The sequence below is a fragment of the Terriglobales bacterium genome, from assembly GCA_035567895.1.
In the GTDB taxonomy this organism is placed as follows: Bacteria; Acidobacteriota; Terriglobia; order Terriglobales; family Acidobacteriaceae; genus Gp1-AA112.
In genome coordinates this window covers 100,328-124,981 of record DATMPC010000011.1, presented here as the reverse complement: position 1 = coordinate 124,981, position 24,654 = coordinate 100,328, and the positions used below count along the sequence as shown (strand labels likewise).

The following is a 24,654-nucleotide window of genomic DNA, read 5'->3' as shown; positions in this document are numbered from 1 at the left end:
AAAACCAGCAAGAATCCGTAGCTATTGTTCAAGAGCTGTTAATGAATTCCTTTTCTTCCCGTCTTCTGAATGCACGGAAACCTGCTTGCCGACTCAAGGGCGGCATGCGGGACCGGCAGAGGAGAAGGGCACGTGGAGGCAGTATTGCCAGCGGCAGTTGATAGAAGCGTGACCGGCGCGCGGCCTGCGCAAGCGGACCCGAGTGTGTTGGAGCGTGTGTCGCTCGAGCGCGTGTTTGTGGAGCATAAAGAGCGCGTGTTTCGGGCGGCATATCGCGTTACCGGCAGCGTCAGCGATTCTGAAGATGTGGTTCAAAGCGTCTTCCTGAAGCTCGCGCGGCGCGAACTTGGCGAGGTCGGAGACGACATCCAGAACATCGGCGGATATCTGCATCGAGCTGCGGTAAACGCCGCGCTAGACATGATTCGCCAGCGCCGCGATGCGCAGAACATGCCACTGGAAGACGCGGAGGTATCGAGTCCTCTGGAGCTGGCGTCGCGCGGCGAAGGTGAATACAGTCCGCTCGAGCTGCGGCGATGGCTGCGTCAGGCAATGCCTAAATTGGGAACACGATCGGCTGAGATGTTCGTCCTGCGTTACATCGAAGGACGCGACAACAGCGAGATCGCCAAGATTCTCAAGACGTCCAGGGCAACCGTTGCAGTCACCCTCCACCGTACCCGATCTCTGCTGAAGAAAGACTTCCGTGCCTATATGGAAGGCAACAAATGAAGGGCAATCATAACAATCCGGATTTCATTCTTGAGAGGGCGATCGCCGCAGTTCGCGACGATCAGCCCGATACTCAGACTATTAATACTGCGACCGCGAACGCATGGCAGAGGATCAGCCAGGCTGTCGGCATCGAGGCCACGGTTGCTCCACTCAATCGGATCGAAGGCTGTGCCGACGTCCAAAGCCTGCTCGCTGACTTCGAAGCACATCGGCTGAGTCCGGCACGCGCCATGCTGGTTGCAGATCATCTGCGCGAGTGCGCTACGTGCCGTGTGCATGCCAAGACAAACAAGAGCGCGGAGAGCGTCCTGCCGTGGCGTGCAAATTCGGTAATGCGTCCCAGGCATTGGAGCTTTGGTCAGTACGCGCTGGCCGCTAGCGTGCTGATTGCGGCAGTGCTGGGCGTTGTCATCGGACGAAGCGGAGTTCTCGCACCCTCGGGATACCGCGCTGCGCTTGAGTCCGTCAATGGAGTTCTGTATCGGGTAGATGCCACCGGCGAGCACCAGGCTAAAGCCGGAGATCAGTTTGCCGAAGGTGAGATCGTGCGTACCTCGTCCGGCTCCCGGGCGATGCTGCGCTTGCGCGATGGTTCGCTCGTCGAGATGAATGGGCGCAGTGAACTGTATGTCACCTTGGGCTGGAGAAATACCACCGTCAATCTTGGCCGGGGCATCGTGATTGTGCAGGCGGCGAAACGCCGCACCGGACATCTTTATGTGAAGACTGCAGACGCTCGTGTCGCGGTTACGGGCACGATCTTCTCGGTGAACTCGGGCATCAAGGGTTCTCGGGTCTCCGTCATTGAAGGAACTGTGCATGTCGCGCAGGCTGCGGGAGATGCGGTGCTCCAGGCTGGCGATCAGGTTACGACCAGCACGAGCATGGGAGAGGTCCCGGTGAAGGACGAGATCGCCTGGAGTCAGGATCGCGACAGATATCTCGCCTTACTCGCCGAGTTCGTGAAACTAGAGAAGAAGCTGCAGAGCATCAAGCTGCCCGATCTTCGGTACGAATCTCATCTTATCAACTTTGTTGCTGATGGCGCCGTAGTCTATGCCGGTGTTCCCAATTACGGAGAAGCGCTGCAGCAGGCCAATCAACTGTTCCAGCAGCAGCTCTCGCAGAGTGCTTTGCTGCGGGAGTGGTGGGAGCAACGTGGTCCGGGTGCGTCCCAGAATGGTCCCGATTTCAACCAGGTAATTGACCTGATTCACGGACTGAGCACTTATGTGGGCGATGAGATTGTTTTCAGCGTGTCGTCCGGTTCAGAGCAGCGGTGCAACCTAGTCGTGATGGCGGAAATCGCGAAGTCTGGATTGCGAGATTACCTCACGGGCCAGATCTCCAGGGGCGATTCGCCGAATAATATGCATCTGCTTTCGCCGGAAGATCTCGGCGCTGCAACTCAAGGGAGCGACCGCGACTTCTATGTCCTGATCACTCCGAAGTTCGTGGCAGCATCGCCGGATGTCTCCATGCTGGCGGATCTGAACAGGCGCTGGTCTGCCGGAGAGGCTTCAAGCTTCGCCCAGAGCGATTTCGGGAAGCGTATCGCATCGGAATATTCCTCAGGCGCAGGCCTGTTGATTGCGGTCAATCTGGAGCAGATGAGGGCCGATCATGCTGTAGCGGCACAAGCGGATCGTCATGAGGGAATGCTGGAGAGCAGCGGCTTTGCCAACGCGAAGTATTTAATCGCGCAACGCAAGGATTATGAGGGCAAGGCTTCCAACACAGCGGAGCTGAGCTTTACCGGCCCACGTACTGGAGTAGCTTCGTGGCTGGCGGCTCCGGCGCCGATTGGAGCACTCGACTTCATCACGCCCAATGCGTCAGCAGTGGGAGCGTTCGTCTCGAAGAGTCCGGCATTGATGGTGGACGATCTGCTGCAGGTCATCACCAAGGCAGATCCGCAAGCGGGAGCCTCATGGGAGCAACATCAGGCGGAACTGAACCTTGATATTCGCAACGACCTCGCCGCCTCACTTGGAGGAGAAGGTGCATTGGCACTGGACGGTCCGCTGCTCCCGACTCCTTCATGGAAGTTGGTTGTCGAGGTCTACGATCCGAGCAAGCTTCAGTACAGCCTCGGTCGACTTGTCGAGGACTTCAACCGCGAGGCAGCGAAGAACAATCGGCAGGGCCTGAAGCTCGAGGAACATCAGTCAGGTCAGCGAACCTATTATTCGGTCCGGTCGCTCGACGCAGTGTTTCCGGTGGAGGTCCACTACGCGTTCGCCGACGGTTATGTCGTAGCCGGTCCAAGCGAGGAGTTGGTTGCAGAGGCAATTCGCACCCGGGCACATCGAGACAGCAACAGCATCGCGCACTCCGAGAAGTTCCGCGCGCTCTTCCCGGCAGATCAACACGTGAACGTCTCGGGTTTGATCTACCAGAACCTAGCTCCGGTGACTGGAAAGATCGCGAAGCAGCTCTCGCCCTCGCAGTTGCAGTCCATACAAGCTCTCGTGCAGAACACCGAACCGTCAGTGATCTGCGCGTATGGAGACGAGAGCCAGATCGAATTCACCAGCAACAGCAAGAGTCTCGGACTCGATCTGAAGTCGCTGGCGATCTCCTCCTTGCTGCAGCAGCTCAAATCGGGAACTCCGAGAGGCGTAACTCCGTAAAGGACACCATGGCTCCAGTTATAGAACTCGATGGCCTGGAAGTTCGCTTCGGCTCGCGCTCCGTTCTGAAGCAGCTCAAAGGGCAACTTCACGGACGCTGCATCGGCTTGCTCGGTCCTAACGGATCGGGCAAGTCGACGCTGCTGAACACGCTGCTCGGGTTCTATCCTCCGGCACGAGGTACTGCGCGGATTTTTGGGAAGGACATCGGTGAGCATAGCCGGGAGCTGCGTGGACTCATCGGCTACATGCCGGAGAGCGACGCCTTCATCTCCAATCTGACTGGAGTGCGCTTTGTGCGTTACATGGCCGAGCTGTCGGGCCTGCCTTCGACCCATGCTCTCGAACGCGCACACGAAGCATTGTTCTACGTTGGGCTGGGCGAGGTACGCTATCGCAAACTCGGCACGTATTCGCTCGGCATGAAGCAGCTTGCGAAGCTTGCGCAGGCTATCGCGCATGGTCCGCGACTGGTGTTTCTCGATGAGCCGACAAACGGACTCGATCCGCCGGCCCGCAATCGCATGATCCAGCTCATCCGCGAGATCCGCGATGCCGGCAACATGCATGTCGTGATCTCCTCACATCTTTTGCGCGATGTGGACGAATGCTGCGACGAGGTAATCATCCTGCGCGATGGGAACATCGCAGGGATTTGCAATCTCGAAGAGGAACGGCGGCTAAATCGCAAGTTTCTCGAGCTTGAAACCCATGGCGAAGACCATTCCTTTGCCGACGCCGTACAACAACTCGGCTGCGAGTGTGCCCTATTCGGGAAGGGGAGAATGAAGGTAGTCTTGCCCGAGACAATTGAGATTCGCGAACTGTATCAGATCGCCGCGCAACGCGACGTGCAGATTCGGCGCATGAACTATCGTCGCGATTCGCTTGAAGATATCTTCCTCAAAGCGATGCAGGAAGTGGGAGCACGCAATGGCAGTTTATAAGCGCAGCTACAAGCCATATGAGGGCGGCACTACTTCAGAACGCTGGCGCTTTTTGGTGCTCACGCGCTACGGTTTCTCCGGATTGTTTGATTCGCGCCCGTTTACCGGAGCCTTTGTCCTCAGCTTTGTTCCATTTCTTATCGGCGTTGCGATGATCTATTTCGCCCACAGCGCCACCTTGCGTGCTTTGCTGCAAGTGCGTGGTCCCGGACCGGATACGGGACAAATCAATAATTACTTCTTTCTCGCTTTCCTCGCGATACAGTCCTGGTTTTCGTTCCTGCTGATCACATGGCAAGGTCCGCAGCTGATCGCGGCAGATTTAGCGAACAATGCACTTCCGTTGATTCTGGGTCGTCCGATCTCGCGCACTGAATACGTTCTCGGAAAGTTCCTGGTGATCGCGAGTCTGGTTTCGGTTCTCACCTGGATTCCTACGCTCCTTCTCTTCTTTCTGAACGCTGGAATGGAAGGGAATGGCTGGATCTGGTCACATTTCTGGATGCTCGGCTCGATCCTGCTCGCCTCGTGGATGTGGATCGCCATCGTTGGTCTAGTTGCGCTCGCCGCATCTGCCTGGCTCAAGTGGCGCGTTGCTGCGAGCGCTTTGATGCTTGCCTTCTTCTTCGTGGGCCCCGGTTTCGGGGCCGCTATTAATGTCACTTTGGGAACGAATTGGGGACACATGCTTGATGTCCTCTATGCCGTCAAGCTGATATGGGTCGGATTGTTTCGGGTGCCCGTGTCAACGGCTCAGGCTCTCAATATGCTGGGAATTCCACTGTGGGCAGCATGGTGCTCCGTGGCCGGGACGTGCGCACTATCGTTATTCCTGCTGAATCGGCGGCTGAAGGCGCGAGAGGTGGTACGAGGATGAGCGCTACTACAGGGGACAGGGTACGGGTGACAGGGAACAGGGAAGACAGAACCCCGAGTATCGTTCCCGCATCGCGCGCGCAGCAATCAAGCGGCGATGGACGTGATCGCATCATTCTCGAGAACGTCTCCAAGTTCTATGGCGAGGTCCTCGGCGTAAATCGAGTCAATCTGTCGATCCCGACCGGCGTCACCGGTCTGGTCGGTCCGAATGGCTCGGGCAAGACAACGTTGATGAACCTGATGACCGGGCTTATCCACCCGACGGAAGGCCGTGTCAGCGTGCTTGGAATTTCTCCGACTCGACCGGAAGAGTTGTTTCGCCGGGTTGGATATTGTGCGCAGTTCGATTCGTTCCCGAAAGGGGCCACAGGATTCTCGTTCATCTACAACACGCTGCGGCTTCATGGACTCGACGATCGTGAGGCGGTTCGCCTTACGCACGAAGCTCTGGAGCGCGTGGGCATGACTGAGCCTGCGTTAAGAAAAGTGGCGGGATACAGCAAGGGCATGCGCCAGAGAATTCGGCTTGCGCAGGCCATTGCACACCACCCCACGGTGCTCGTGCTCGATGAACCTCTGAACGGGCTCGACCCGATGGCGCGCGCCGAGTCGCTGGAGCTGTTCCAGGCGCTGGGCAAGGAAGGGTTGCACGTAATCATCTCCAGTCACATCTTGCATGAAGTGGACAAGATGTCCGATCAAGTTATCTTGATGAGCAGTGGGTACGTTGTGGCCGAAGGTCAGATTCACACCGTGCGAACGGAGGTGAAAGAGCATCCGATGCAAATTCTAATTCGCTGCTCCGATCCGAATCTCCTCGCCTCGCGGGTCTTCGCCCAGGATCACGTCGTAGAGGCCAAACTAATCGACGATGGCAAAGGAGTGCTCGTCCGCACCCGGGACGCAGATGCTTTCTATCTATTGCTGAACCAGTTGGTAGTGAAGGACAAGCTCGCTCTCGAGACGGTAGCGCCTGCCGATGACGATGTGAATTCGGTGTACCAGTATCTGATCGGCTCGGAGAACAAGACGATATGACACGCTTGGCTGAACTGCGCACCACTCTTGCCGAACAGCCCTGGGAGTTGTGGACGCGGCAAATCGCCGCAGTTCTTCGCATGGACCTGCGCAAGAATTTCTTGTCCCGTCGAGGGATTTGGATTTACTTGCTGGCGTTTGCTCCGGTTGTAATCATTACGCTTCACGCCATCATCGACCGGCACTCTGGCTCCATGCGGGAAGATACAGAAGTGCTTGCCGGCATCTTTCAGTTCTTCTATCTACGGCTCGGAATCTTTTTTGGGTGCCTGGGGATCTTCACCTGGCTATTCCGCGGCGAGATTATTGAGAAGAGCCTGCACTATTACTTCCTTGCACCTGTAAAGCGCGAGGTACTGCTGCTCGGCAAGTTCGTCGGAGGACTGATCACGTCGGTGACGCTGTTCGGGCTGGGAGTCTTTGCTTCCTTCGCGATGATGTATCTCCGCTTTGGAGACGCGGGCCAATATTATGTGTTCAATGGTCCCGGAATGGGACAACTGCTGGCGTATCTCGGTGTCACCGTTCTGGCGTGCATCGGATATGGATCGGTGTTTCTCGCGCTCAGTTTGCTATTCAAGAATCCCGTGGTTCCTGCGATTCTCGTTCTTGGATGGGAGACCTTCACTCCAGTATTACCTTCTCTCGTGCAACGCTTCAGTATCACCTATTACCTGAAGCAACTCTGCCCAGTCTCGATTCCCGGAGAGGGTTTGCTGGCTCTGTTCACCGTTGTGAGCGAGCCTGTGGGCACGATCGCTGCCGTCTTAGGTCCTATTGTTCTTGCAGCGCTCGTTCTGGTGCTTGCATGCAAGTTAGTTCGCAAGCTCGAGATCAGTTATGCAGCTGAGTAAAGTTCGAATTTTCGTCATTATGTAGAGACGGATGGCGGGGCGAGGAGTCTGTACTCTCATTGACCCTGGATTCGCTGCAGGAGCAAGCGCTCTACCTCCAGACAGGGCATCTGGAGTTGTCAAACAGAGCGCCCTCCTTGGTGAAGAGCGCCTGTTCGACCAACTGGGAAGCCGAAATTAATAACCAGCCGCTATCGTGATTAATTGTTCATCTGCAGCCAGAGCTCGTTGCGAGTCCTTTTTGGAGGTTGCAAAGTGCAGCGTGCCGCGGAGCGTCACTACATCGCGCAGAAAGTATTCACCGTCAACTCGACGAAACACCAACTTGGTTCCAGTGAAGTGGTCATCAATGTCGATCGCCCTGGCCAGAACGCCCTGCTTATCGCCAATAAAGGCGAGACCCGTGTTGTCATTCGGAAGCGATTCCCGAATTGTGTAGGTTGCGGCCGGCAGTGTTTTTCCACCGACGACAAAATCAAACGGGACATCCACCCTCAGTGCCTGAGCATTTGCCGTCGACGTCATGCAAAGCGTAACTCCCGCAAAAAACAGCAGTGCAAACAGTTTTCTCATTACAACTCTCTCCTTGAGCGCGTTCTAAATCTGCGCACACATATGGACGCCGCCGCGTCCTCAAGGATTCTTGGAAACTGTCGGTTTGCCGCAGTGAGGACATAATTCGTGGGAGGAAGTATCAGTTCGGGACAAATTGCCGATGAGTTGGGATTAACTTACGCGTGAGTGTTGGGATGCGCGCACGGCAGGCTTCTAAGAGGAGATACGCACCATGCGTAGATTGCGCTTGGCGGAGCAATGGCCCCGCTCTTCGAAATACCAGTATGAAGATGCGTGCGGCTCTTTGCTCGACGCAGAATGCAATCTTGTCCTGGTAGTCGTTCTCGAACCATCCCCGCTTTCGTCCCACGCTTTTTGCGTTTCGTTGAAATATCTGTAACCGATCACTAATCCCAGACATCTTCGGTTGCTGCTGCACTCCGCAGATCATCAGGCCTGTCAAGACATCCATTCGTAAGAGTGCAGAAAGGGAACAGCTCTCAGCGGTGTTAATTTACAAACCCTAGACACTCTCATGACACCGATGCAGGGCCCCTGGGCTACGCTGTGACACTTTAAAAACTGAACACTTTAGGAGGACTGCGCGTGGGCTCAACTATTGCCTCGGTCGTTGGCGCTCCCGAACACAGCTATTGTTTGGCGGATGCGTTATTCAGCAGTTTGTACTCTGAACTACATCGGCTGGCCAAGCGGGAACTGGCACGACAAGGCGCCAGAGGAAGCCTGAGTGTGACTACGCTTTTGCACGAAGCATATCTCGACATATCCGGACGAGACGGTACTTCCTTTCCCGATCAGGCACGCTTCATGGGATATGCGTCCCGCGTGATGCGCGGACTCATCATCGATCATGCCCGAAGCCGTTCTGCCATCAAGCGCGGCAGTGAATTCGAAATTACGTCGCTTCAAATCGATGTGGCTGAGAATCCTGTACATACGAGCGAACTCGAATCAATCAGCGATTCGCTCGATCAGCTGGCAAAGATTGAGCCAGACCTCGCAGAGATCGTCGACTTAAAATTCTTTTGCGGGATGTCATTTGCCGAGATCGCGGCCCTGCATAAGCTCTCGGAGCGTACCGTTCAAAGAAAGTGGGACAAGGCTCGCATTTATCTTCGGCGTAGCCTGAGTGCAGAGTCGTCGCTGTGATGCCAACTCTCCTTCGAAGCCTTTTGGCGCCACACGTGGAGACGCAGCATGCTGCGTCTCCGCCATGCGGCTTGGGCTGCTCGGTCGCTCGTTCAGCCGACATGCATCGCAAAGATACAGCATGCTGCGTCTCTACCTAACCACCCACGTGCAGCGGCATGCAGAACTCCTGCACTAGCCATGTCGTCTTTTTCCCACCGATTTCGATATCACAAGTAGAGCCCCCTTATCCCAGATTTGAAACGAGCCTTGCGGGAGAGGCAGGGCGGAGTGGCTCACAACGATGAATGTGGAGTGAAACGATGAAACGGATTTTTGCACTGACCTACGGAATGCTTGCGTACTCGTTTTTCTTGGGAACCTTCTTATACGCCATCCTCTTTGTAGGCAACATGTGGGTGAGCAAGACGATCGACGGCGGGCCAGAGGCTCCGCTTGCAACAACGATAGCCATCGATCTGGCAGTGCTCGGCGTATTTGCCGTGCAGCACAGCGTAATGGCGCGCAAGGGCTTCAAGCGCGTGTGGACACGCATCGTACCCGAACCGGTAGAGCGAGCGACGTATGTAGTGGCGGCAACCTCCGCCTTGGCGCTGATTCTCTGGCAGTGGAAGCCGATTGCACGCGTGGTGTGGGATCTGAGTGGCAGTGCCGCGGAGCCTGTGGTCCAGACATTGTTCTGGATCGGCTGGGGCGTTCTGCTACTAAGCACGTTCCTGGTAAATCACTTTGAACTGTTTGGACTGGCTCAGGTTTGGGCCTACGCCGCAAACCGCAAGCCGTTGGCGCCCACTTTCAAGACACCTGCGTTGTATCGGGTAGTTCGCCATCCAATCTATCTCGGATTCGTCATTGGCTTCTGGGCAACTGCGAGGATGACGGTTGGGCATTTGCTGTTTTCGATTGGAACCACCTGCTACATACTGCTGGGAATTTACTTCGAAGAACGCGACTTGATCGCCAGCTATGGACAACGCTATCGCGAATACTGCCGGCGCGTCCCGATGTTGATTCCCTTTCTGAAACGTCCGGAATCAGCGCAGAAGCAGCCCAACCCGACAGCAGTTCAGGCAGGATCGACTCGACAAGAGCGAACAAGTCCCCGGGCGCTATAGCCGGACTTCCAAATTGTTGCAGGAGACTTTGAATGACTAACACCCTCGACATCATTGCGCTCGAAGCGGCAAATACTTCGCGCGTCTCCTTTTCGACCATCGCCGAGCTTGCATCCGCGATTTGCGAAGGGCACCTTGACACGTGGTCGCATCGAATGCTGGAGGAAGCCGGAATACGCTTAAAGGTGATTGGGCGCCAGCACATAAGGGAAGACCGAGGCTACATTGTGATGAGCAATCGTCAGTCCCGCTACGACATTCCAGTGCTCTACCAGGCCCTGGGAATACCGATGCAGATGGTTGAGTCAAAGGAGATCCTGGGCATCCCCTTGCGAGCAGTGGCAAGCGGCAAGCAGATTTTGCCCGTCACAATCGACGGAACGCGGGCAATATCGGCAAGTGGAGGGAGCCACGCATCTCCCGAGCGCACGGCGACCGTCACGATTGGCGAACCGATTGATCCAAGTCCTTATGGTCGCGAGAAAATCGACCGCCTCATCACTGTCGTGAAAGACGCAATCGAGAGCAACCTCTCAGCATCGTCATAGCCTTTGACTCGAGTGTGGAGGAGACCTGAGCAAAGGCACCCGCCCGCTTACCAGCGAACTTCAACCGCAGCGTGCGTGCTGAAGGGTTCCGAGGCTTTTCTGTCAGCCTCGAGAACGTCCGATTCATTCGGAGTGGTCGAATGCGCGAACCACTCCGGTGATTCGGATCGCTCGCGTACAGCAAGGAGCCGAATTCATCCCACGTTGCACACCCTTCGCGGGCCGCGCGGGCGTGTCATTCGGTGTGGTTCGAGTGTTCACTGCGCAATGATCTACGAGGCTGGGAAAGGCGTGGCAGCCGATCTCTCGCAAGCTGCGCGATGGTATCGCAAAGCTGCAGATCACGGTAATCGGTTTGCACAAAATAATCTTGGCGGCCTCTACGAGAAAGGCGCAGGCGTTTCCAGGGACAATGCTCAGGCGATCCATTGGTATAACCTCGCGGCTGAACGAGGAGAAACAATGGCTTGGCACAATCTCGCAAGGATCTATGCCGGTGGAGGCGCCCTGTCGCCGGACAACAACTTGGCCTACTTCTGGGCCCGCGTAACTGCCAGCGCAGCGGCTGATCGCGCACAGAAAGATTTTCCGGCCTTTGTCGAATTGCTGCGCAAACGCCTATCTCTTGAAGATGCGCAGCGCACCGAGGCCCGAGCGGAACAATGGATTGAAGAGCATCGCTCAGCGTGGAAGGACGACGGAGAAGTGACGTTGGAGTTCCCGAATGTCGCTGAGGGGGTAAATTAGTGAGTTATCGCACCTCTTTATATCGGCGAAAATACCTCAAAAGCGCGCTTAAGTGCCCCGAAAGTGTCCCGCCAGCGCCCTGAAACTGCCGCGTTAGTGCTCTGAAACCGCCTCGTTTGGGCCTTAAGACGTAGTTATGGTGCCTTGGACAAGTGCTCGAAGCGGCGCTAAATCACTCAGTTAGCGCCTAGATAGTAGGGTAAAGCAGCGTCTGAGCGATGCCAGTAAGCGGAAAAATCACGCTTATTTCAGCGCATTTTAGTTCCCGGATTGCTGCTTGGCGACCAGGTTTGGTGTCAGATTCCGTCGCGTGAACGCCAACTCATGCCCCAGGAGTAGAGGCTAACGAAGATCAGAACGTCGAGGAAGGGGCCGAAAACGAAGTACAGAAGCGGCATATAGAGGATGGAATTGTGGATTATCCAGACGTGCAGCATGTACTGGAACGGCAGAAAGACGACCAGATAAGCCATGATCCCGACGGTTAGGCCGACTTTTTGCAGCAGCCGGAAATCGAATAAGAAGTAGCTGAAACCCAGAATCAGCGGCAGCAGGGTGATAAAAATTGTCCCGAAATGGAGCATTCCGACGATGTAGCTGGGCAGATCGTGCGGAAATTTTGCCGCCGCAAAGAGAAAATATGCGAGCGCTGTGCCCTGAATGATCACTAGAAAGCGCAGTAAATATGCGAATGGAAGATGCTCTTCGGGGATTCCAAACGACATCCAGAGGGCCAATAGCGTCACTGCGGCCGTTGTCCACCACGTGAAAGCGTCAGGCGGACCGGCGGAAATGAGCACCGTTGGCATCGAAAAATGTATCGGTCCCCAAACCTGAGGCGCGCGCGCAACCGATCCTTCAAGTCCTAAAGCGCGGTGCCAAAACCGGAAAATATGGAACCAAAGCTCTCCAACGTAACGCAGTGAGAGCAACCACGCTGCGCTAATTGCCAAAACTGACGCCCCAATGAGGTAAAAATCGCGCGCAGTGAAGTGCAAACGCGCAAATGCGCGGTGAGGAGTGATGATTCCACCGCGCCAACCCCGGCGTCGAATGTCGTAAACCTGCGCTTCTGTAAGCGCTGATGGAGTGGTTGTGCTCATTAGAACTCCACGAATAGGCCTACCGTGCCTCCGTTGCGGCGAAAGAACGGGGTGTTTTCGTGATTAAAGATGATGTTTACGCCCCATCCTGGGCCGATCCACTGGCGCCACGTGCCCGAATATTGGCGGAAGGCGAAGTTCTGGAGCACATTCTGTGGGCCCACGATCAGGTATCCCTCGCGTCCCAATTCGGCGCGAACGGTGATGTAATGTTCCTTTTCGTGTCCTTGTGTGAGCGCCAAGTACTCAGAAAAAGTGGATATATTACCTGGATTCGCCCTCACAAAGTTCACTCCACCCTGCGCCGTAATAGGCCAAGGGGTGTAGTAAGTGAACGCTGGACCGAAGCGAAAGTCGTGATTCACTTCTTTGGATTTGTCATATCCGAAGATTCCGGTAAGCACGAGCCGCTTATTGCTAAGAACTTTGCGGCTAATGCTGCTATCTACGCGCAGTTTTGGAAGGAAAAATCCGCCTACGCTGCTGCCAACATGTGCATCGGCGAACCAGTTCTCGGAGATGTCCCGCACAATTCCGGCCCCGTAATACCAGCCAGTGTCGCCATATCGGTCTAGGCGAGATGCTTCGCCATGGAAGGTATTTCTTCCACCGGAGGCGAGGATCCGCACATAGGCATCTCGCCAAGGCACGTATGGAGGCGGATACATGTCGCTATATCCGCCGCCAAATTCAATGTAGCCGGGCCCATCGAGACCGGATCGGATGCCTCCCAATCCGGGAACGCTTGCTCCCTGTGCCACAGGAGTACCCGTATCCTGCGCAAATAGTGCAGGTAAGAGAAGCAAACACAATGCAATCGCGAGAGTCTTTTTTGTTTTTACAGTCATTCGAAGCCTCAAGTGCTAGTTTCCAGCCTGAGGATTCGCATTGCTTGTCTGGCGCTCTGCTAGTGAAACATTGAGATTCTTGCAGTCCTTCGCAGCCACGATCCAATAACCGTCCTGATCGTGGATGTCTGCGAAGCCTTTAGTCACACGTGGCTGACCGTATTTCGAGTCTGGAAAGATCCACGCTTCGTGCTCGAGAGTGCGGTGATGGCTCGCCGTAAGCACGGAATTGGCGCCGCGATGCTGGATCGACCACGTAACTTCCTGCCGCTCATTCAGGAAATTCGCTGCCTGCGACATCGTGTACCAGCGGAATCGTCCCTCACCGGTAAGTTCGCGCGTGTGCTGAAACCAGGTTTGCAGCGTCTCGATGTAGCGTGATGCCCCCAGCGGATGCGAATAAACTAGCCGGACGACGTGCTTACCAGACGTAAAATCCGCCACATTTGTCAGCCAATTCTGCACTGCGGCCTCGGAGATCGATCCCATGTGCATCTCCTCGAGGCTGGCTTCAGTCCCAAAATGGAGAATGGGGAATGCCCAAATTCTGTCTCCATCACGGCCATTGTCTCGATAAACTCGCGTTGGACCCATGCCCGAGTCGCCTGCAAAGTAATAGGCAACAACGTTGTTCTTCTCTAACCACCGCGTAACCCATGCTGGTTGATTGCCGAGCGGCGCCGAATATTCGTGTACGGGATGGCCTGTGCTCTCTTCAATGGTCTTCTTATTAAGTTCCAGATATTGCTGGAACGACTCCTGGTTGGAATCGGACAGGTTCCTTCCGAAATAGTTGTGGATCCAGCCACCGTGACTTCCAACTTCATTGCCGTGTTCGATCAGGAAACGCACCCAGGAACGTGATTCCGCGTCATTCTGCAGATTGAGGCCCTTCCCATCGTGGAACTCATCCACATCCGGGCCTGCCGTAAAGTCTGCCGAGAATGGCCCATTATTGAAGATTCCTGCTTTGCGCAGCATCGTCAATGGCTTGAGGGCAGACGCTGCATCGATATGCCAGTTCATCACAACGCCGCCGATTCCGTCGGGAACGTTCGCCAGATGTGGCAGTTGCAGCATCTCTTCCGCGAAGTAATGAAGGAAGGAGTGAAGCAACATGCCGTCGGTGCGAGTTGTGAGATATCCAAGCGGGAGATTTACGAATAGCACCCGACCCGCGCCGTGGTCTTTTTCGCCTGCGACTATGCCATTCGTCGTCTGCAACAGGGCCTTACCCTGGTATTCGCCCGTGGTCTGGAAACTCGGATATTCCAGTTCTCCATACAAATATCCGACCAGAACCTGACGATCATCCGCCGAGTGGGGCCCATGCATCGCTACGCGCTTTAACGGTGGCGATTGCCGCTTCTCCTTAATCGGCGCAAAAGCTCCCGGCGGAATTCCCAAATCCTGCATGGCCTGAGTGCTACCCCAGACATTTCCGGAGAGGATGCTGTCTGTACCAAAACGGTCATAGAGCGCATAATCAACGCCGGCAAGATCAGATAATCGCGAGCTTCGCGTGGCATAGCGGCCGTTCAGGTCCCAAGTGCAGGCATCGTAAACCAGCATTAAAGCCCCGCCTTGCTGGACGTAATGGTGCAACGCGCCGACAAGTGCGTCGTTGGCGTGTCTATGAATTTGATCAGGGACGATCAAACCGGCTGCCTTTATCGCAAACATCGGATCGAGCAAGGCGGAGTCCGGTATGACCTGAAGATGAAATCCTTCTTCGGCGGCTGCATCAAGCCATACCTGGACTTGAATGTCTTTATCGCTGAGCGAATCGGGAAGCAGAAGCAGAATCGTGTCGGCAGAAACCGGCGCGATGCCTTTGTTGTGATACACGACAGCCGCCGCGCACGTGAGGAGCACCATGGCAACTGCAATCGCCAGTTTCGGTTTCAACATGGCCTTCATGGTGCGCTGTTCACCTCGGAACAAGCATTAGGATTCGACTTCACTGCATCTTGCAAATGTGCCTGCACAGCCTGGAACGCAGACTCTTCGAGCACATTCCAATTCGTGCTGTACCGCAGCGGCTCGGAGCGTGAGAGCCAGCAGGCAGCGCTGGCGTCGTCACCGAATTTCAGCGCGGCCATTGCTACCAGCCCCCACGGATGCGGATCAACTTTCTTTTCCAGCCACTCACTGGCGAAACGATTCCTCCACCGATCCCATGCTTCCCGAGTTTGCACGTCAGACTCCATAGGGAGATCGGCCAGCCAGGGATATACCTGGGCAACAACGTCAGGATAGAAAGCAGACCTGCTCTTCTGGATAGATGGTCGAAACCACTCCGCGTGTTTGTTCCAAAACACTTTCTGGATGCCGAAATTCAGCTTCTCTGCTTCTACATACGTGGATTGCGCTTCCTTAGTGTCGCCGAAGCGCTTTTCCGAGTGCGCAATGGCCATGAGCGCGGAGTAGACCTCGATGTTGTCCATGAGAAGAGCAACATGGTTACTGCGCGAAATGTAATAGACCTCGAGTCGTCTGTTTCTCAGGCCTTTCAAACTATCGCGGGCTTTGCGAACGCTTTGCTGCCATTCTGTCGGGATCCCCGAATCCGGAGCGTTCGTATAAAGCAATTGCAACCAGAGTGCGAGCATGGAATCGTCGGCGTCTGCCGGCGCGCAGAGCTTCCAGTCGGCGCCTGGCTTGCGGCAATAGCGGCCAAACCCTCCATGCTTGTCCTGCCGCGGAAGCAGCCACTGGATCCACTGCTGAATCGGCTGGCGTGCGTCGAGTCCTGCTTCCTGTGCGAGAAGCAACGCTTTGGTCGCAAAGTAGGGCTCGATGTATTCGCCATGATGGTGGAGTGAGATCGCACCATCGGGAAGCTGATAGCCGTTAGGATTGAACTCGCGCGAAGTAGTGGTTGCGCAGAGAGCCAGCGAACCAAGGAACAACACAAGGATTGTGCCGCGCATTCAGTCTCCCACGCGGCCTTCTGCTCTTGCCCACACAGTGCCGTGGAGCACTGACCCAGGAGCAAGACGAATCAGAGGAGCGCTGATCGTCGTTGGAGTTCCTGGGAGCCCCACCTGTACGCCTGAGTCGATGATCACTTCGCGCTCTGCGATGATTGGGCCTTTGACAAAGGCTCCGCTGCAAATGTGAATCCGTTTTGTGCTTACGACACTGCCGTGCACCTCAGCTCCTTGTTTGAGCAGAATCTCGCCATTAGCCTTCACACTGCCGTAGAGGCATGCCCTTTGATCTAAGTCGAGCTTTCTGGTTGCTAACACGTCTCCACGGTGCTGGTCATCGGCAGGGAAGTGCATTGCGCCGCGAATGCGCTTGCGCCCAATGCCACTCTGCGCCAGCTTTGCATACACGGCGTATTCGATTCGCAGGGTGAGTGCCTGTGCTTCGCTTGAGCTGTAGATTACTGGTGCGTAAATGCGTTCGAAGGTGCATCCAGGTGATAGAGTCAGCGATTTGCCGGACGACGCACGGTTGAATAGCCTGCAGTTTCTTCCTGCAAGCAGAGCGGATTCAGAATGAATCCAGCGGAGAATCTGCGTGCCCTCGCCTAAGACGATTTCTGCGTCGCTCAGAAGAGCACGAAACGTGTTCTGCTCTCCGCATCGCACGCTTCCTCGAGAATAAAAGTCGCCGATTGATTGGTATTCAGCAGGGAGTTCGAGAGGTCCGGCGCAGAGGACAAGTGTGGTCGTGTGTTGCGGACCGGTCCATCTCCCGGGCTCTCCAATCAGAAATACGTTGCCCTGCGGAGACTCAACAAACTGGTTCTCGCAACGCCGTGCACACTCATCCAGCATGGTTTGAAGCGGTATGCAGCGAGTGCGCAACGAGGAGGCGAAGTTGGCAATATTGCCATCGTCTTTGCGAGTGATGAGTGGCCCGGCATCGCGCTTGCGAATCAGCTCACGCAGAGCTGGGGCGAGTGGCACCATCAACAAAGCACCAGTAGAAGCAGCCAACGCTAGAGGGCCGAGAATGGAGGTCACGCAGACTTCTCCAATACCACCGGCGCCACACGCGAGCGCTCCGTCTTGTGCCACACCATTTCCTGACCTCGAATCGACGCAGTGAACTGCTGCCAGGCGGCGCGAGAGACGCTGATCGCGCTTACGGTAAAGCCGAGGAATGTAAGCGGCAGTAGCTGAATCCGTCCTCTTGATCCGTCAAGACGCGCAGCCGCCGCAATCTCGAAGAAAGCGGCGAAGTTTCCGAGAGTCGTAAATGCTGCGAGACCCAATACCGCAATTCCACCACCGACAGGAGCGCCGAGATAGAAGAGGACGATCGCCAGCAACCAGCCCAGGAGTAAGACGGGAGCCATCATGTAGACACCGAGCAGCAGCAACCCATCGAATCGTTCCCACCAACTGACGTTGTGACTGCGCAGCAACGCAGCGGAGTAGCCAACCATCGCCTGGTTATGGCCCTTGGCCCAGCGCATGATCTGGCGCACCCGAACTGGCCATCGTTCAGGCACTTCTTCGTAGCATTCTGCGCGGTTCTCGTAAACGGTTTTCCATCCGGCGAGGAGCAGGCGATATGTCAAGTCTGTGTCTTCAGCAAGGGTGTTCTCATTCCAGCCCCCGATTTCATCGAGAGCAGACTTGCGAATGCCTGCCACAGTTCCACCGTATTGCGGAACAAAGTGCAGATTCATGCGCGCCTGTTGATCCACCTGATATCCACCCGACCGTTCAAGATCGAGGATGCGTGTCAGTAATTTCTTGCCGACGTTCAACGGCACAACGCGCCCCATAACGCTTCCCACTTCGGGATCGAAGAAGGGCGAGGCCAATTGCCGGATCAGAGCTTTTCCGGGCACATAGTCCGCGTCGAATACGAGCATGATCTCCGTATTCACATACGCCATCGCGTCTTTCAGCGCTGCAGCTTTACCGGGTTTGCCGCCACTTCGGTGGAATGGAGTGATGCGTCCGGGATACCTGACTACGTAGCTGTCGATGATTTCGCGAGTGCGGTCGACTGAGCGATCGTTTACCGGGACAATCGCGAGCTTCTCCGCTGGATAATCAACTTCCAGCAGAGCGGTAAGGATGTCGCCAACAACCGCCTCCTCGTTGTGAGCGGCAATCAGGACAGTGACTGGAGGCCACTCGGCGGTGTCGACATCAACATATGGATGGCGTTGCTGACCGACGAGGCGACTGACCGTAAAGCAGTAGTGCCGGATCGTGTAAATACAGATCAGCACGACAACTGCTGTGAATAAACCCAGTAACATCTTCCCTCCCGAGTGGCTCCATGCTTGACGAGTCAGAAGCCATCGGTCGGGCAAGCTTGATGCACGCGCATGCTAAGGCCCTTAACCCAATGAGATCGACGCTCTGAAATTTCTGCTGCTTCAACGTTCGGTGCGGCTCAACTATGTAACTGTGGCTATTTGCTCCCTAATTCCACTTTCAAACTGTTCCGACGTGTCCAGCACTGGCATGACCCCATTGAGCCACCGTGAGAGACTCTGGACGATTCGCGCGGAAGCGCGTCCGTCCCCGTATGGGTTCTGGCCTTCGGACATCGTGCGGTACACAACTGTGCTGCCGAGGATGTCGCTGGCTTCTCTTACGATCGCTTCTCGCGATGTACCGACGAGGCGCCCGAGTCCCATCATCGAAGCTTCCGGACGCTCTGTAACTTTTCTGAGCACCAGCACCGGCTTTCCAAATGTGGGAGCCTCTTCCTGCACCCCTCCCGAGTCCGTCAACACCATGTAGCAACGGCGGAGCAACGATAAAAATCCGAAATAATCGACAGGCTCGATCAAATGGACCCGGTCCAAATTTCCTAAGCGGGACATCACCGTGCTGCGAACGTTCGGATTCAAGTGCACGGGATACACGGCGCGAACGTCAGGGAACGCCTCAATCAAGTCACGTATTGCATTGCAGATGTTCTCGAGTTCTGTCCCCCAGGATTCGCGGCGATGAGAAGTGATGAGTAACAAACGAGAGCCATCATCCGGGACACCGACCGGCAGATCCTGATCTGCCATCTTCCTATCGACCAGCATCTTTACCGCATCGACCACGGTGTTTCCAGTGGTCACGATCGCCGTCGGTGCAACTCCCTCCGCCAGCAAATTGTCGCGTGCCATGGAAGTAGGAGCTAAGTGCAGAGAAGTCACAACGCCAGCGAGACGGCGGTTCGATTCCTCAGGAAATGGATTCATCATGTCGCGGCTGCGTAGCCCAGCCTCTACATGTGCGACTGGGATCTTGCGATGGAAGGCTGCCAAAGCCGCCGCCATCGCTGTCGTGGTGTCTCCCTGGACCAGAAGGCAATCAAGCGGATTTGCTGCGAGGACGGAATCCATCGCCTGGAGAACGCGACAGGTAAGGCTGTTCAATGTCTGATTGGGCTGCATCAGGTCAAGATCGATGTCAGGCGTGATACCGAACACTTGCATCACTTGATCGAGCATCGAGCGATGTTGCGCAGTCGAAATAAGGTACGGTTTGTATTCGTTGGAATGCTGCTTCAGCTCCGCAATTACCGGAGCGAGTTTGATAGCCTCAGGTCTAGTGCCAAATACCACTCCCACTTGTAACCGCTTGTTAACCACTGGATAAATAGTCACTCGACTGAGTAGAGTCCGAAGCCGCCGCTCTGGTTGCCCTTCAAATCAGTGCTTCCACAACACTTACAATTTTTTCGATGTGAATTCACAGGAAAGTCGACACCAGCGAGCAACACCGCTCTTAACGAATTCATCACTACCACAGTGAGCTGCACAAGCAGAGACTCTGCTTCGCGATAATCAAGAAGAGGAAGAACCAGAAACGAATCAACGCGCCGCGAATCGCTTCCGCGGAGTGTGTGACCGAAAACGCTGGCAAAGAGTTCAGGAGTTATGTTGAGGCGCACGAACACACAACCTCTTCCAGAAGCGACGCCGGACGTACGTTTCCGACGTTTGGCTACTCTTCACGAAATTCCACAGCCGAAGTCCATAAAAGGTACATCTGCGATCCCAACCTTTACCGAAGTAAGCGCGCCCAGGCAATGGAGCCGTTGGGGAGCCAGCGGCCTGATTCACTTTGCTGCGCTTCTCTCCATCCTGCAAATCGCCGCCTGGCTGCCGCGAGAGACAGCGAAATTTGTAGCGCCGACGCATGAAAGTGTGACCTTGATCGCGCCCACGCTGGAGAAGCCGGTGATGGTGAAGCCCGTGCCTCCACCGCCTCCCAAAGTTCTCGCGCAACTCCGCGAGGAACCCAAGCTGCCAGCTCCAGCGCCCAAGGAACTTCCCAAAATGGAAGCGCCGGTTGTTAAGCCCATGCCTGTGCCTGAGGCCCCTAAAGTTGTCGCGGAGAACACGCCACCTCCGGTTTTGCCAAAACCGCCAGTCCCGGAAAAGAAGGTGACGGAAGGCTTGTTTGATTCCGGCAGCTCGGCCAAACCCACGATCAAAGCTCCTGTGCGCGAAGTACAAACCGGTGGATTCGGCGATCCGAATGGGGTTCCCGGCAAGTCCAACGCTGACCGAAAACTAACTGTCGCCGCTTTGGGAGCATTCGACATGCCTAGCGGTCCTGGAAACGGCAATGGCGCCGGTGGCGCGCACGGAAAACAAGGAGTCGTGGCCAGCGCTGGATTCGGAGATGGAATGGCAGGAGCCGGTTCCGGTGACCGGAATCCTCGCGGAGCTGTGAATACCGGCGGATTTGGCGACGCCACCACGGCTGAAGCGCCGGCAAAGCGCGCGGCTCGGGCTCCTGAGACTACGCCAGTAGAAATTCTTTCGAAGCCTCGTCCGGTTTACACCGCCGAAGCGCGGCAACAGCGAATTGAAGGCGAGGTTCTTCTCGCCGTGATGTTCGGCGCTTCAGGGGATATCCACGTGGAGCGCGTGATTCGGGGCCTGGGACACGGACTGGATGAGGCTGCGCAGCGCGCGGCAACGCAGATTCGTTTTAATCCCGCAAAGAAGGATGGCCGGCCCACTGACTCTGACGCCGTCGTGCACATCGTCTTTGCGTTAGCACAATGAAGTTTCCTACTTGGAGGAATTACATGTCGTTCGCACGCAAAATCTGGATTCTCGGCGCAACAGTGCTGACGGCCTCACTCGCCATGGCAGCGGATAGTGCCACGCCGCCTCCGAGTTCAGCGAACTCGCAGCAGCAAGCCGTTGTTAACAGCATCTTCTACCAGGAAGCGAAGCTCGTCGAGAACATGCACAAGTACACGCCACTGGTGGAGACCTACATCCAGAACCTAAAACCCGATGAGGAGCTTGGTGAAGTGCCCGCCAGCGACCACTATTTCCTGGGTCGTCTCGTGCTCGACAAGCGCGGCATCAACGACATGAGCTACGACAAAAAGAAGATGGGAATGTTCTCGCGTGTGCTCGATCGTCTCGATAGCTTCTACAAAATGAAGTACCTCCCCGAAGGCTTCATGCAGCTTGTCTTCCTGAGTCACGGCTTCAACGCACAGAACTATGACCTGAAATATCTGCGGCAGGAATTTCTCGGAGATGTACGTACGCTTGTGTTTGATGTGGTTCCTCACAAGAAGATCAAAGGCACCCATTTTGTGGGACGCATCTGGGTGGAGGACCAGCAGCACAACATCGTCCGCCTGAACGGGACATACGAGCCGCAACGCAGCGGCAATTTCTATTTTCACTTCGATAGCTGGCGCATGAACATGCAGCCCGGATTGTGGCTGCCGGCGCTGGTTTACACCGAAGACTCCGACGTGAAGTATGACGTCCTTCGCAAGATCAGCATGAAGGGGCAAACCCGCCTGTGGGGATACGACCTGAAGCATTCCGGCCGGCAAACCGAATTCACCGATATGCAGGTGGAAGAAAACAATCAGGGGGTGACAGACAAGAGCGGATCGAGCGCCAATGAGATGAGTCCGCTCGAGAGCCGTCATAAATGGCAGCGCGAAGCGGAAGACAACGTTCTGGATCGAATGGAGCGCGCGGGGGTATTAGCGCCAGCCGGTGAGGTCACGAAGGTCCTTGAAACCGTAGTGAACAACCTCGAGGTCACAAACAACCTGAATATTCAGCCCGAGGTTCGCTGCCGGGTGCTCCTCACTACTCCGCTGGAGTCGTTCACGGTTGGAAACACCATCGTTCTCAGCCGTGGATTGCTGGACGTGCTTCCCGACGAGAGCTCGTTGGCGATGATGCTCTCGCATGAGCTGGCCCACATTGCATTAGGTCATTCGGTCAACACGAAGTATGCCTTTAGCGATCGCATGATCTTCCCCGATGAACAGGTGCTGCAGAAGATTGGTATGCGGCGCAACGACTCGGACGAAGATGCTGCGGACAAGAAAGCGGTCGAGTTGCTTCGAAGTTCGCCGTATAAAGACAAGCTGGCGAACGCTGGGCTCTTCCTCAAAGCGTTACAGGCACGATCGGACGAGTTGAAGTGGCTCATCAGTCCCAATTTCGGAAATCGGATGGCCAAGGGCAGCGATATCCTCCGCATGGAGTCCCTGATTCAATCGGCCCCTGAACTCAAGACGAGTGATGTTCGCCAATTGGCCGCACTTCCACTGGGCAGCAGAATCAAACTCGATTCGTGGGATGACCACGTAAACCTGAAGCGGAGCAAGCCCGAGTCCGTGCTCTCTGCCCGCGATAAGTTACCTTTCGAGGTTACACCGATGATCCCCAATTTGGTGCGTGTCGGCGAAGCTAAAGGGAACGAGGTAGCTGAGAAGCGCTGAGGTTTTTCGGCGAAAGCCCCCGATTTCCGGGCTTAAAAGACTGTCATCCTGAGGCCCTATGTTGGCCCTGAGCCTGTCGAAGGGATCGCCCGGAATGGTTCAGACTGATTGCTGCATCTCGGCTCTTTCACGAGGATCTTCGCCGGAGAGCCTGACGCAGCATGGATGCCGCAATCATCGCGGGAGATCCCTTCGACAGGCTCAGGGCCAACACAGGGCCTCAGGATGACAGTCTTCGGTGATCCCGCAACTCTCGATTGCTGGATTATCAGCAGAGCTGCACAACTCGCGCCCGCCGGCCTTCATCACAACCCAAAACGCAGTATTGACCGCCACTTCGAGCAAAGGTGATTCATGCTACGGGCTCGTCTCACAGGATTCTGGCATTGTGCCGTGATTGCTCTTGCTTCCTGCTACCTTGCGGGGTGCATGGCGCTGGTCGGCTCCTCAAATGGCTCGGGAGGCAACAATCCTGGAGGAAATTCCGGCGGAGGTTCTGGCGGTTCTACCCCGGTGACGAGCACTCCTGGTCCGAACAACGGCCCAACGGGAGACATAAGCGCAATCAATCACATCGTTTTCATGTCTCAGGAAAATCGCTCATTCGACGCCTACTTCGGGCACATGAACGAATATCGCGCGTCCCAGGGTCTTCCTCAGGATGTCGACGGAATGCCGGCCAACGCGTCGAATCCGGCCTTTGATGGAAGCATCATCAAAGCCTTCCATCTGCAGACTATGTGCGTAGAAAATACCAGCGCCGACTGGGCTACCAGCCACATCAACTTTAATCGCTTCAACGAAACTTCGGATATTCCGACGATGGATGGCTTCGTCGTACAGGCGGGAGCCGCGGCCATGGGCCAGGGAAGCAAGGACACAGTCGGTGTCCGCGCAATGGGTTATTACACCGCAGCCGATCTGCCTTACTACCACTTCATGGCGTCGCAGTTCGCTACTTCTGATCGATGGTTTGCTCCGGCGCCAACTGAGACGGAAGCCAATCGTATGTACCTGGTAGCCGCGACTTCAGCAGGGCACGTCCATAGACCAACGGCTCAGGTGAGCGCGAAGACAATCTTCGACCTGCTTGATACGAAGAACATTTCTTACAAGATCTACTACCTGGATACAAATCTCAATACTGAGTTGGACGATTTCTCTGGGTTCATGGCTACGCACCAGGACAAGTTCGCGCCGATATCGCAGTACTTCACCGATCTTCAGAACGGAACGCTCCCACAAGTTTCGTATATTGAACCTGGATTTATCGAGGGCACTTCTGAACATCCCGGATTGGGAAATCACATTCAGGCAGGAGCCGCCGAGACGGCAAAAATCATTAACGCGTTGATGGCCAGCAGCGCGTGGAAAGACTCAGCCTTCATCCTCGTTTACGATGAGGGCGGCGGCTTTTACGATCACGTTCCGCCACCCACGGCCAATGTCCCGAATCCGGATGGCATTCCGCCGCAGGACCTCATTACTACGAGTCCGCCCGATCCGAAGGGGGACTTCACGCGTTATGGATTCCGCGTTCCCATGATGGTGGTTTCGCCGTTCACGAAGAAGCATTACGTCTCACATACAGTCACGGACAGCATAGCGGTGCTGAAGATGATTGAGGCGCGGTTCGGACTGCCCAATTTGAACAAGCGCGATGCCGCTGGAATGGACATGAGTGAGTTCTTCGATTTCACAGGGAAGCCATGGGCTACGCCTCCGACGCCGCCGGCACAGCCGACTAATGGACCTTGCTACGACGCCTTGCCGTAGTCTT

General features: G+C 55.7%; 21 protein-coding genes. 13 read left to right on the top strand and 8 right to left on the bottom strand.

Annotated features, from left to right (window positions below):
• Positions 1-132 precede the first annotated feature (132 nt).
• The 6 genes from VNX88_03025 to VNX88_03000 are packed head-to-tail and all read left to right on the top strand — an operon-like array spanning position 133 to position 7,086.
• The gene (locus VNX88_03025) at positions 133-732 is read left to right on the top strand and encodes a sigma-70 family RNA polymerase sigma factor (protein ID HWY67608.1); all 600 of its coding nucleotides are present in this window, start codon (positions 133-135) and stop codon (positions 730-732) included.
• On the top strand, positions 729-3,368 hold the full coding sequence (locus tag VNX88_03020) for a FecR domain-containing protein (GenBank protein ID HWY67607.1): 2,640 nt from the start codon (positions 729-731) through the stop codon (positions 3,366-3,368). The genes VNX88_03025 and VNX88_03020 overlap by 4 nt, the downstream gene beginning before the upstream one ends.
• An 8-nt stretch (positions 3,369-3,376) precedes the next feature.
• The gene (locus VNX88_03015; GenBank protein HWY67606.1) at positions 3,377-4,315 is read left to right on the top strand and encodes an ABC transporter ATP-binding protein; all 939 of its coding nucleotides are present in this window, start codon (positions 3,377-3,379) and stop codon (positions 4,313-4,315) included.
• Complete coding sequence (locus VNX88_03010; GenBank protein HWY67605.1) at positions 4,302-5,192, top strand: ABC transporter permease subunit; 891 nt, start codon at positions 4,302-4,304, stop codon at positions 5,190-5,192. The genes VNX88_03015 and VNX88_03010 overlap by 14 nt, the downstream gene beginning before the upstream one ends.
• A complete protein-coding gene (locus VNX88_03005; GenBank protein ID HWY67604.1) occupies positions 5,189-6,232 on the top strand; it encodes an ABC transporter ATP-binding protein in 1,044 nt (347 codons plus the stop codon). Before VNX88_03010 ends, VNX88_03005 begins: the two co-directional genes overlap by 4 nt.
• Positions 6,229-7,086, top strand: coding sequence for an ABC transporter permease (locus tag VNX88_03000; GenBank protein HWY67603.1), 858 nt, complete (start codon positions 6,229-6,231; stop codon positions 7,084-7,086). Before VNX88_03005 ends, VNX88_03000 begins: the two co-directional genes overlap by 4 nt.
• A 177-nt stretch (positions 7,087-7,263) precedes the next feature.
• On the opposite strand, the gene VNX88_02995 is transcribed toward VNX88_03000, so the two are convergent.
• Positions 7,264-7,659, bottom strand: coding sequence for a hypothetical protein (locus VNX88_02995; GenBank protein HWY67602.1), 396 nt, complete (start codon positions 7,657-7,659; stop codon positions 7,264-7,266).
• A 588-nt stretch (positions 7,660-8,247) separates the two neighbouring features.
• Between VNX88_02995 and VNX88_02990 the strand changes: the two genes are divergently transcribed.
• The 4 genes from VNX88_02990 to VNX88_02975 all read left to right on the top strand — a co-directional run bounded on the left by VNX88_02990 (position 8,248) and on the right by VNX88_02975 (position 11,221).
• Entirely contained in the window at positions 8,248-8,811 is a 564-nt protein-coding gene (locus VNX88_02990; protein ID HWY67601.1) for an ECF-type sigma factor, read from the top strand.
• A gap of 302 nt (positions 8,812-9,113) precedes the next feature.
• Complete coding sequence (locus tag VNX88_02985) at positions 9,114-9,926, top strand: isoprenylcysteine carboxylmethyltransferase family protein (GenBank protein ID HWY67600.1); 813 nt, start codon at positions 9,114-9,116, stop codon at positions 9,924-9,926.
• A gap of 32 nt (positions 9,927-9,958) precedes the next feature.
• On the top strand, positions 9,959-10,474 hold the full coding sequence (locus VNX88_02980; GenBank protein ID HWY67599.1) for a hypothetical protein: 516 nt from the start codon (positions 9,959-9,961) through the stop codon (positions 10,472-10,474).
• 267 nt (positions 10,475-10,741) lie between these two features.
• Positions 10,742-11,221: a tetratricopeptide repeat protein gene (locus tag VNX88_02975; protein ID HWY67598.1), complete on the top strand. Its 480-nt coding sequence runs from the start codon at positions 10,742-10,744 to the stop codon at positions 11,219-11,221.
• Positions 11,222-11,517: 296 nt separating this feature from the next.
• Here the strand turns inward: VNX88_02975 and VNX88_02970 are convergent, their stop codons facing one another.
• The 7 genes from VNX88_02970 to wecB form a co-directional block, all read right to left on the bottom strand.
• Positions 11,518-12,324 carry a hypothetical protein gene (locus VNX88_02970; GenBank protein ID HWY67597.1) on the bottom strand — a complete coding sequence of 269 codons (807 nt, stop codon included), beginning with the start codon at positions 12,322-12,324 and terminating at the stop codon, positions 11,518-11,520.
• Positions 12,324-13,172, bottom strand: a complete 849-nt coding sequence (locus VNX88_02965; GenBank protein ID HWY67596.1) for a YaiO family outer membrane beta-barrel protein — start codon at positions 13,170-13,172, stop codon at positions 12,324-12,326. The genes VNX88_02970 and VNX88_02965 overlap by 1 nt, the downstream gene beginning before the upstream one ends.
• A gap of 15 nt (positions 13,173-13,187) precedes the next feature.
• A complete protein-coding gene (locus VNX88_02960; GenBank protein HWY67595.1) occupies positions 13,188-15,092 on the bottom strand; it encodes a hypothetical protein in 1,905 nt (634 codons plus the stop codon).
• Complete coding sequence (locus tag VNX88_02955) at positions 15,089-16,105, bottom strand: hypothetical protein (protein HWY67594.1); 1,017 nt, start codon at positions 16,103-16,105, stop codon at positions 15,089-15,091. Before VNX88_02955 ends, VNX88_02960 begins: the two co-directional genes overlap by 4 nt.
• On the bottom strand, positions 16,106-17,149 hold the full coding sequence (locus VNX88_02950) for a polymer-forming cytoskeletal protein (GenBank protein ID HWY67593.1): 1,044 nt from the start codon (positions 17,147-17,149) through the stop codon (positions 16,106-16,108).
• Positions 17,146-18,405, bottom strand: coding sequence for a glycosyltransferase family 2 protein (locus VNX88_02945; GenBank protein HWY67592.1), 1,260 nt, complete (start codon positions 18,403-18,405; stop codon positions 17,146-17,148). Before VNX88_02945 ends, VNX88_02950 begins: the two co-directional genes overlap by 4 nt.
• A gap of 141 nt (positions 18,406-18,546) precedes the next feature.
• Positions 18,547-19,722, bottom strand: a complete 1,176-nt coding sequence (wecB, locus tag VNX88_02940) for a UDP-N-acetylglucosamine 2-epimerase (non-hydrolyzing) (GenBank protein ID HWY67591.1) — start codon at positions 19,720-19,722, stop codon at positions 18,547-18,549.
• A gap of 309 nt (positions 19,723-20,031) precedes the next feature.
• Between wecB and VNX88_02935 the strand changes: the two genes are divergently transcribed.
• The 3 genes from VNX88_02935 to VNX88_02925 all read left to right on the top strand — a co-directional run bounded on the left by VNX88_02935 (position 20,032) and on the right by VNX88_02925 (position 24,650).
• Positions 20,032-21,171: an energy transducer TonB gene (locus VNX88_02935; protein ID HWY67590.1), complete on the top strand. Its 1,140-nt coding sequence runs from the start codon at positions 20,032-20,034 to the stop codon at positions 21,169-21,171.
• Positions 21,172-21,194: 23 nt separating this feature from the next.
• Positions 21,195-22,874, top strand: coding sequence for a M48 family metalloprotease (locus tag VNX88_02930; protein HWY67589.1), 1,680 nt, complete (start codon positions 21,195-21,197; stop codon positions 22,872-22,874).
• A 354-nt stretch (positions 22,875-23,228) separates the two neighbouring features.
• Positions 23,229-24,650, top strand: a complete 1,422-nt coding sequence (locus VNX88_02925; protein HWY67588.1) for an alkaline phosphatase family protein — start codon at positions 23,229-23,231, stop codon at positions 24,648-24,650.
• The last annotated feature ends 4 nt before the right edge of the window (positions 24,651-24,654 follow it).

Coding starts and splice junctions, on each gene's coding strand:
- VNX88_03020 (HWY67607.1), top strand. CDS start 729: ATGAAGGGCAATCATAACAATCCGGATTTCATTCTTGAGAGGGCGATC.
- VNX88_03015 (HWY67606.1), top strand. CDS start 3,377: ATGGCTCCAGTTATAGAACTCGATGGCCTGGAAGTTCGCTTCGGCTCG.
- VNX88_03010 (HWY67605.1), top strand. CDS start 4,302: ATGGCAGTTTATAAGCGCAGCTACAAGCCATATGAGGGCGGCACTACT.
- VNX88_03005 (HWY67604.1), top strand. CDS start 5,189: ATGAGCGCTACTACAGGGGACAGGGTACGGGTGACAGGGAACAGGGAA.
- VNX88_03000 (HWY67603.1), top strand. CDS start 6,229: ATGACACGCTTGGCTGAACTGCGCACCACTCTTGCCGAACAGCCCTGG.
- VNX88_02995 (HWY67602.1), bottom strand. CDS start 7,659: ATGAGAAAACTGTTTGCACTGCTGTTTTTTGCGGGAGTTACGCTTTGC.
- VNX88_02985 (HWY67600.1), top strand. CDS start 9,114: ATGAAACGGATTTTTGCACTGACCTACGGAATGCTTGCGTACTCGTTT.
- VNX88_02980 (HWY67599.1), top strand. CDS start 9,959: ATGACTAACACCCTCGACATCATTGCGCTCGAAGCGGCAAATACTTCG.
- VNX88_02975 (HWY67598.1), top strand. CDS start 10,742: ATGATCTACGAGGCTGGGAAAGGCGTGGCAGCCGATCTCTCGCAAGCT.
- VNX88_02970 (HWY67597.1), bottom strand. CDS start 12,324: ATGAGCACAACCACTCCATCAGCGCTTACAGAAGCGCAGGTTTACGAC.
- VNX88_02965 (HWY67596.1), bottom strand. CDS start 13,172: ATGACTGTAAAAACAAAAAAGACTCTCGCGATTGCATTGTGTTTGCTT.
- VNX88_02960 (HWY67595.1), bottom strand. CDS start 15,092: ATGAAGGCCATGTTGAAACCGAAACTGGCGATTGCAGTTGCCATGGTG.
- VNX88_02955 (HWY67594.1), bottom strand. CDS start 16,105: ATGCGCGGCACAATCCTTGTGTTGTTCCTTGGTTCGCTGGCTCTCTGC.
- VNX88_02945 (HWY67592.1), bottom strand. CDS start 18,405: ATGTTACTGGGTTTATTCACAGCAGTTGTCGTGCTGATCTGTATTTAC.
- VNX88_02935 (HWY67590.1), top strand. CDS start 20,032: ATGTTGAGGCGCACGAACACACAACCTCTTCCAGAAGCGACGCCGGAC.
- VNX88_02930 (HWY67589.1), top strand. CDS start 21,195: ATGTCGTTCGCACGCAAAATCTGGATTCTCGGCGCAACAGTGCTGACG.
- VNX88_02925 (HWY67588.1), top strand. CDS start 23,229: ATGCTACGGGCTCGTCTCACAGGATTCTGGCATTGTGCCGTGATTGCT.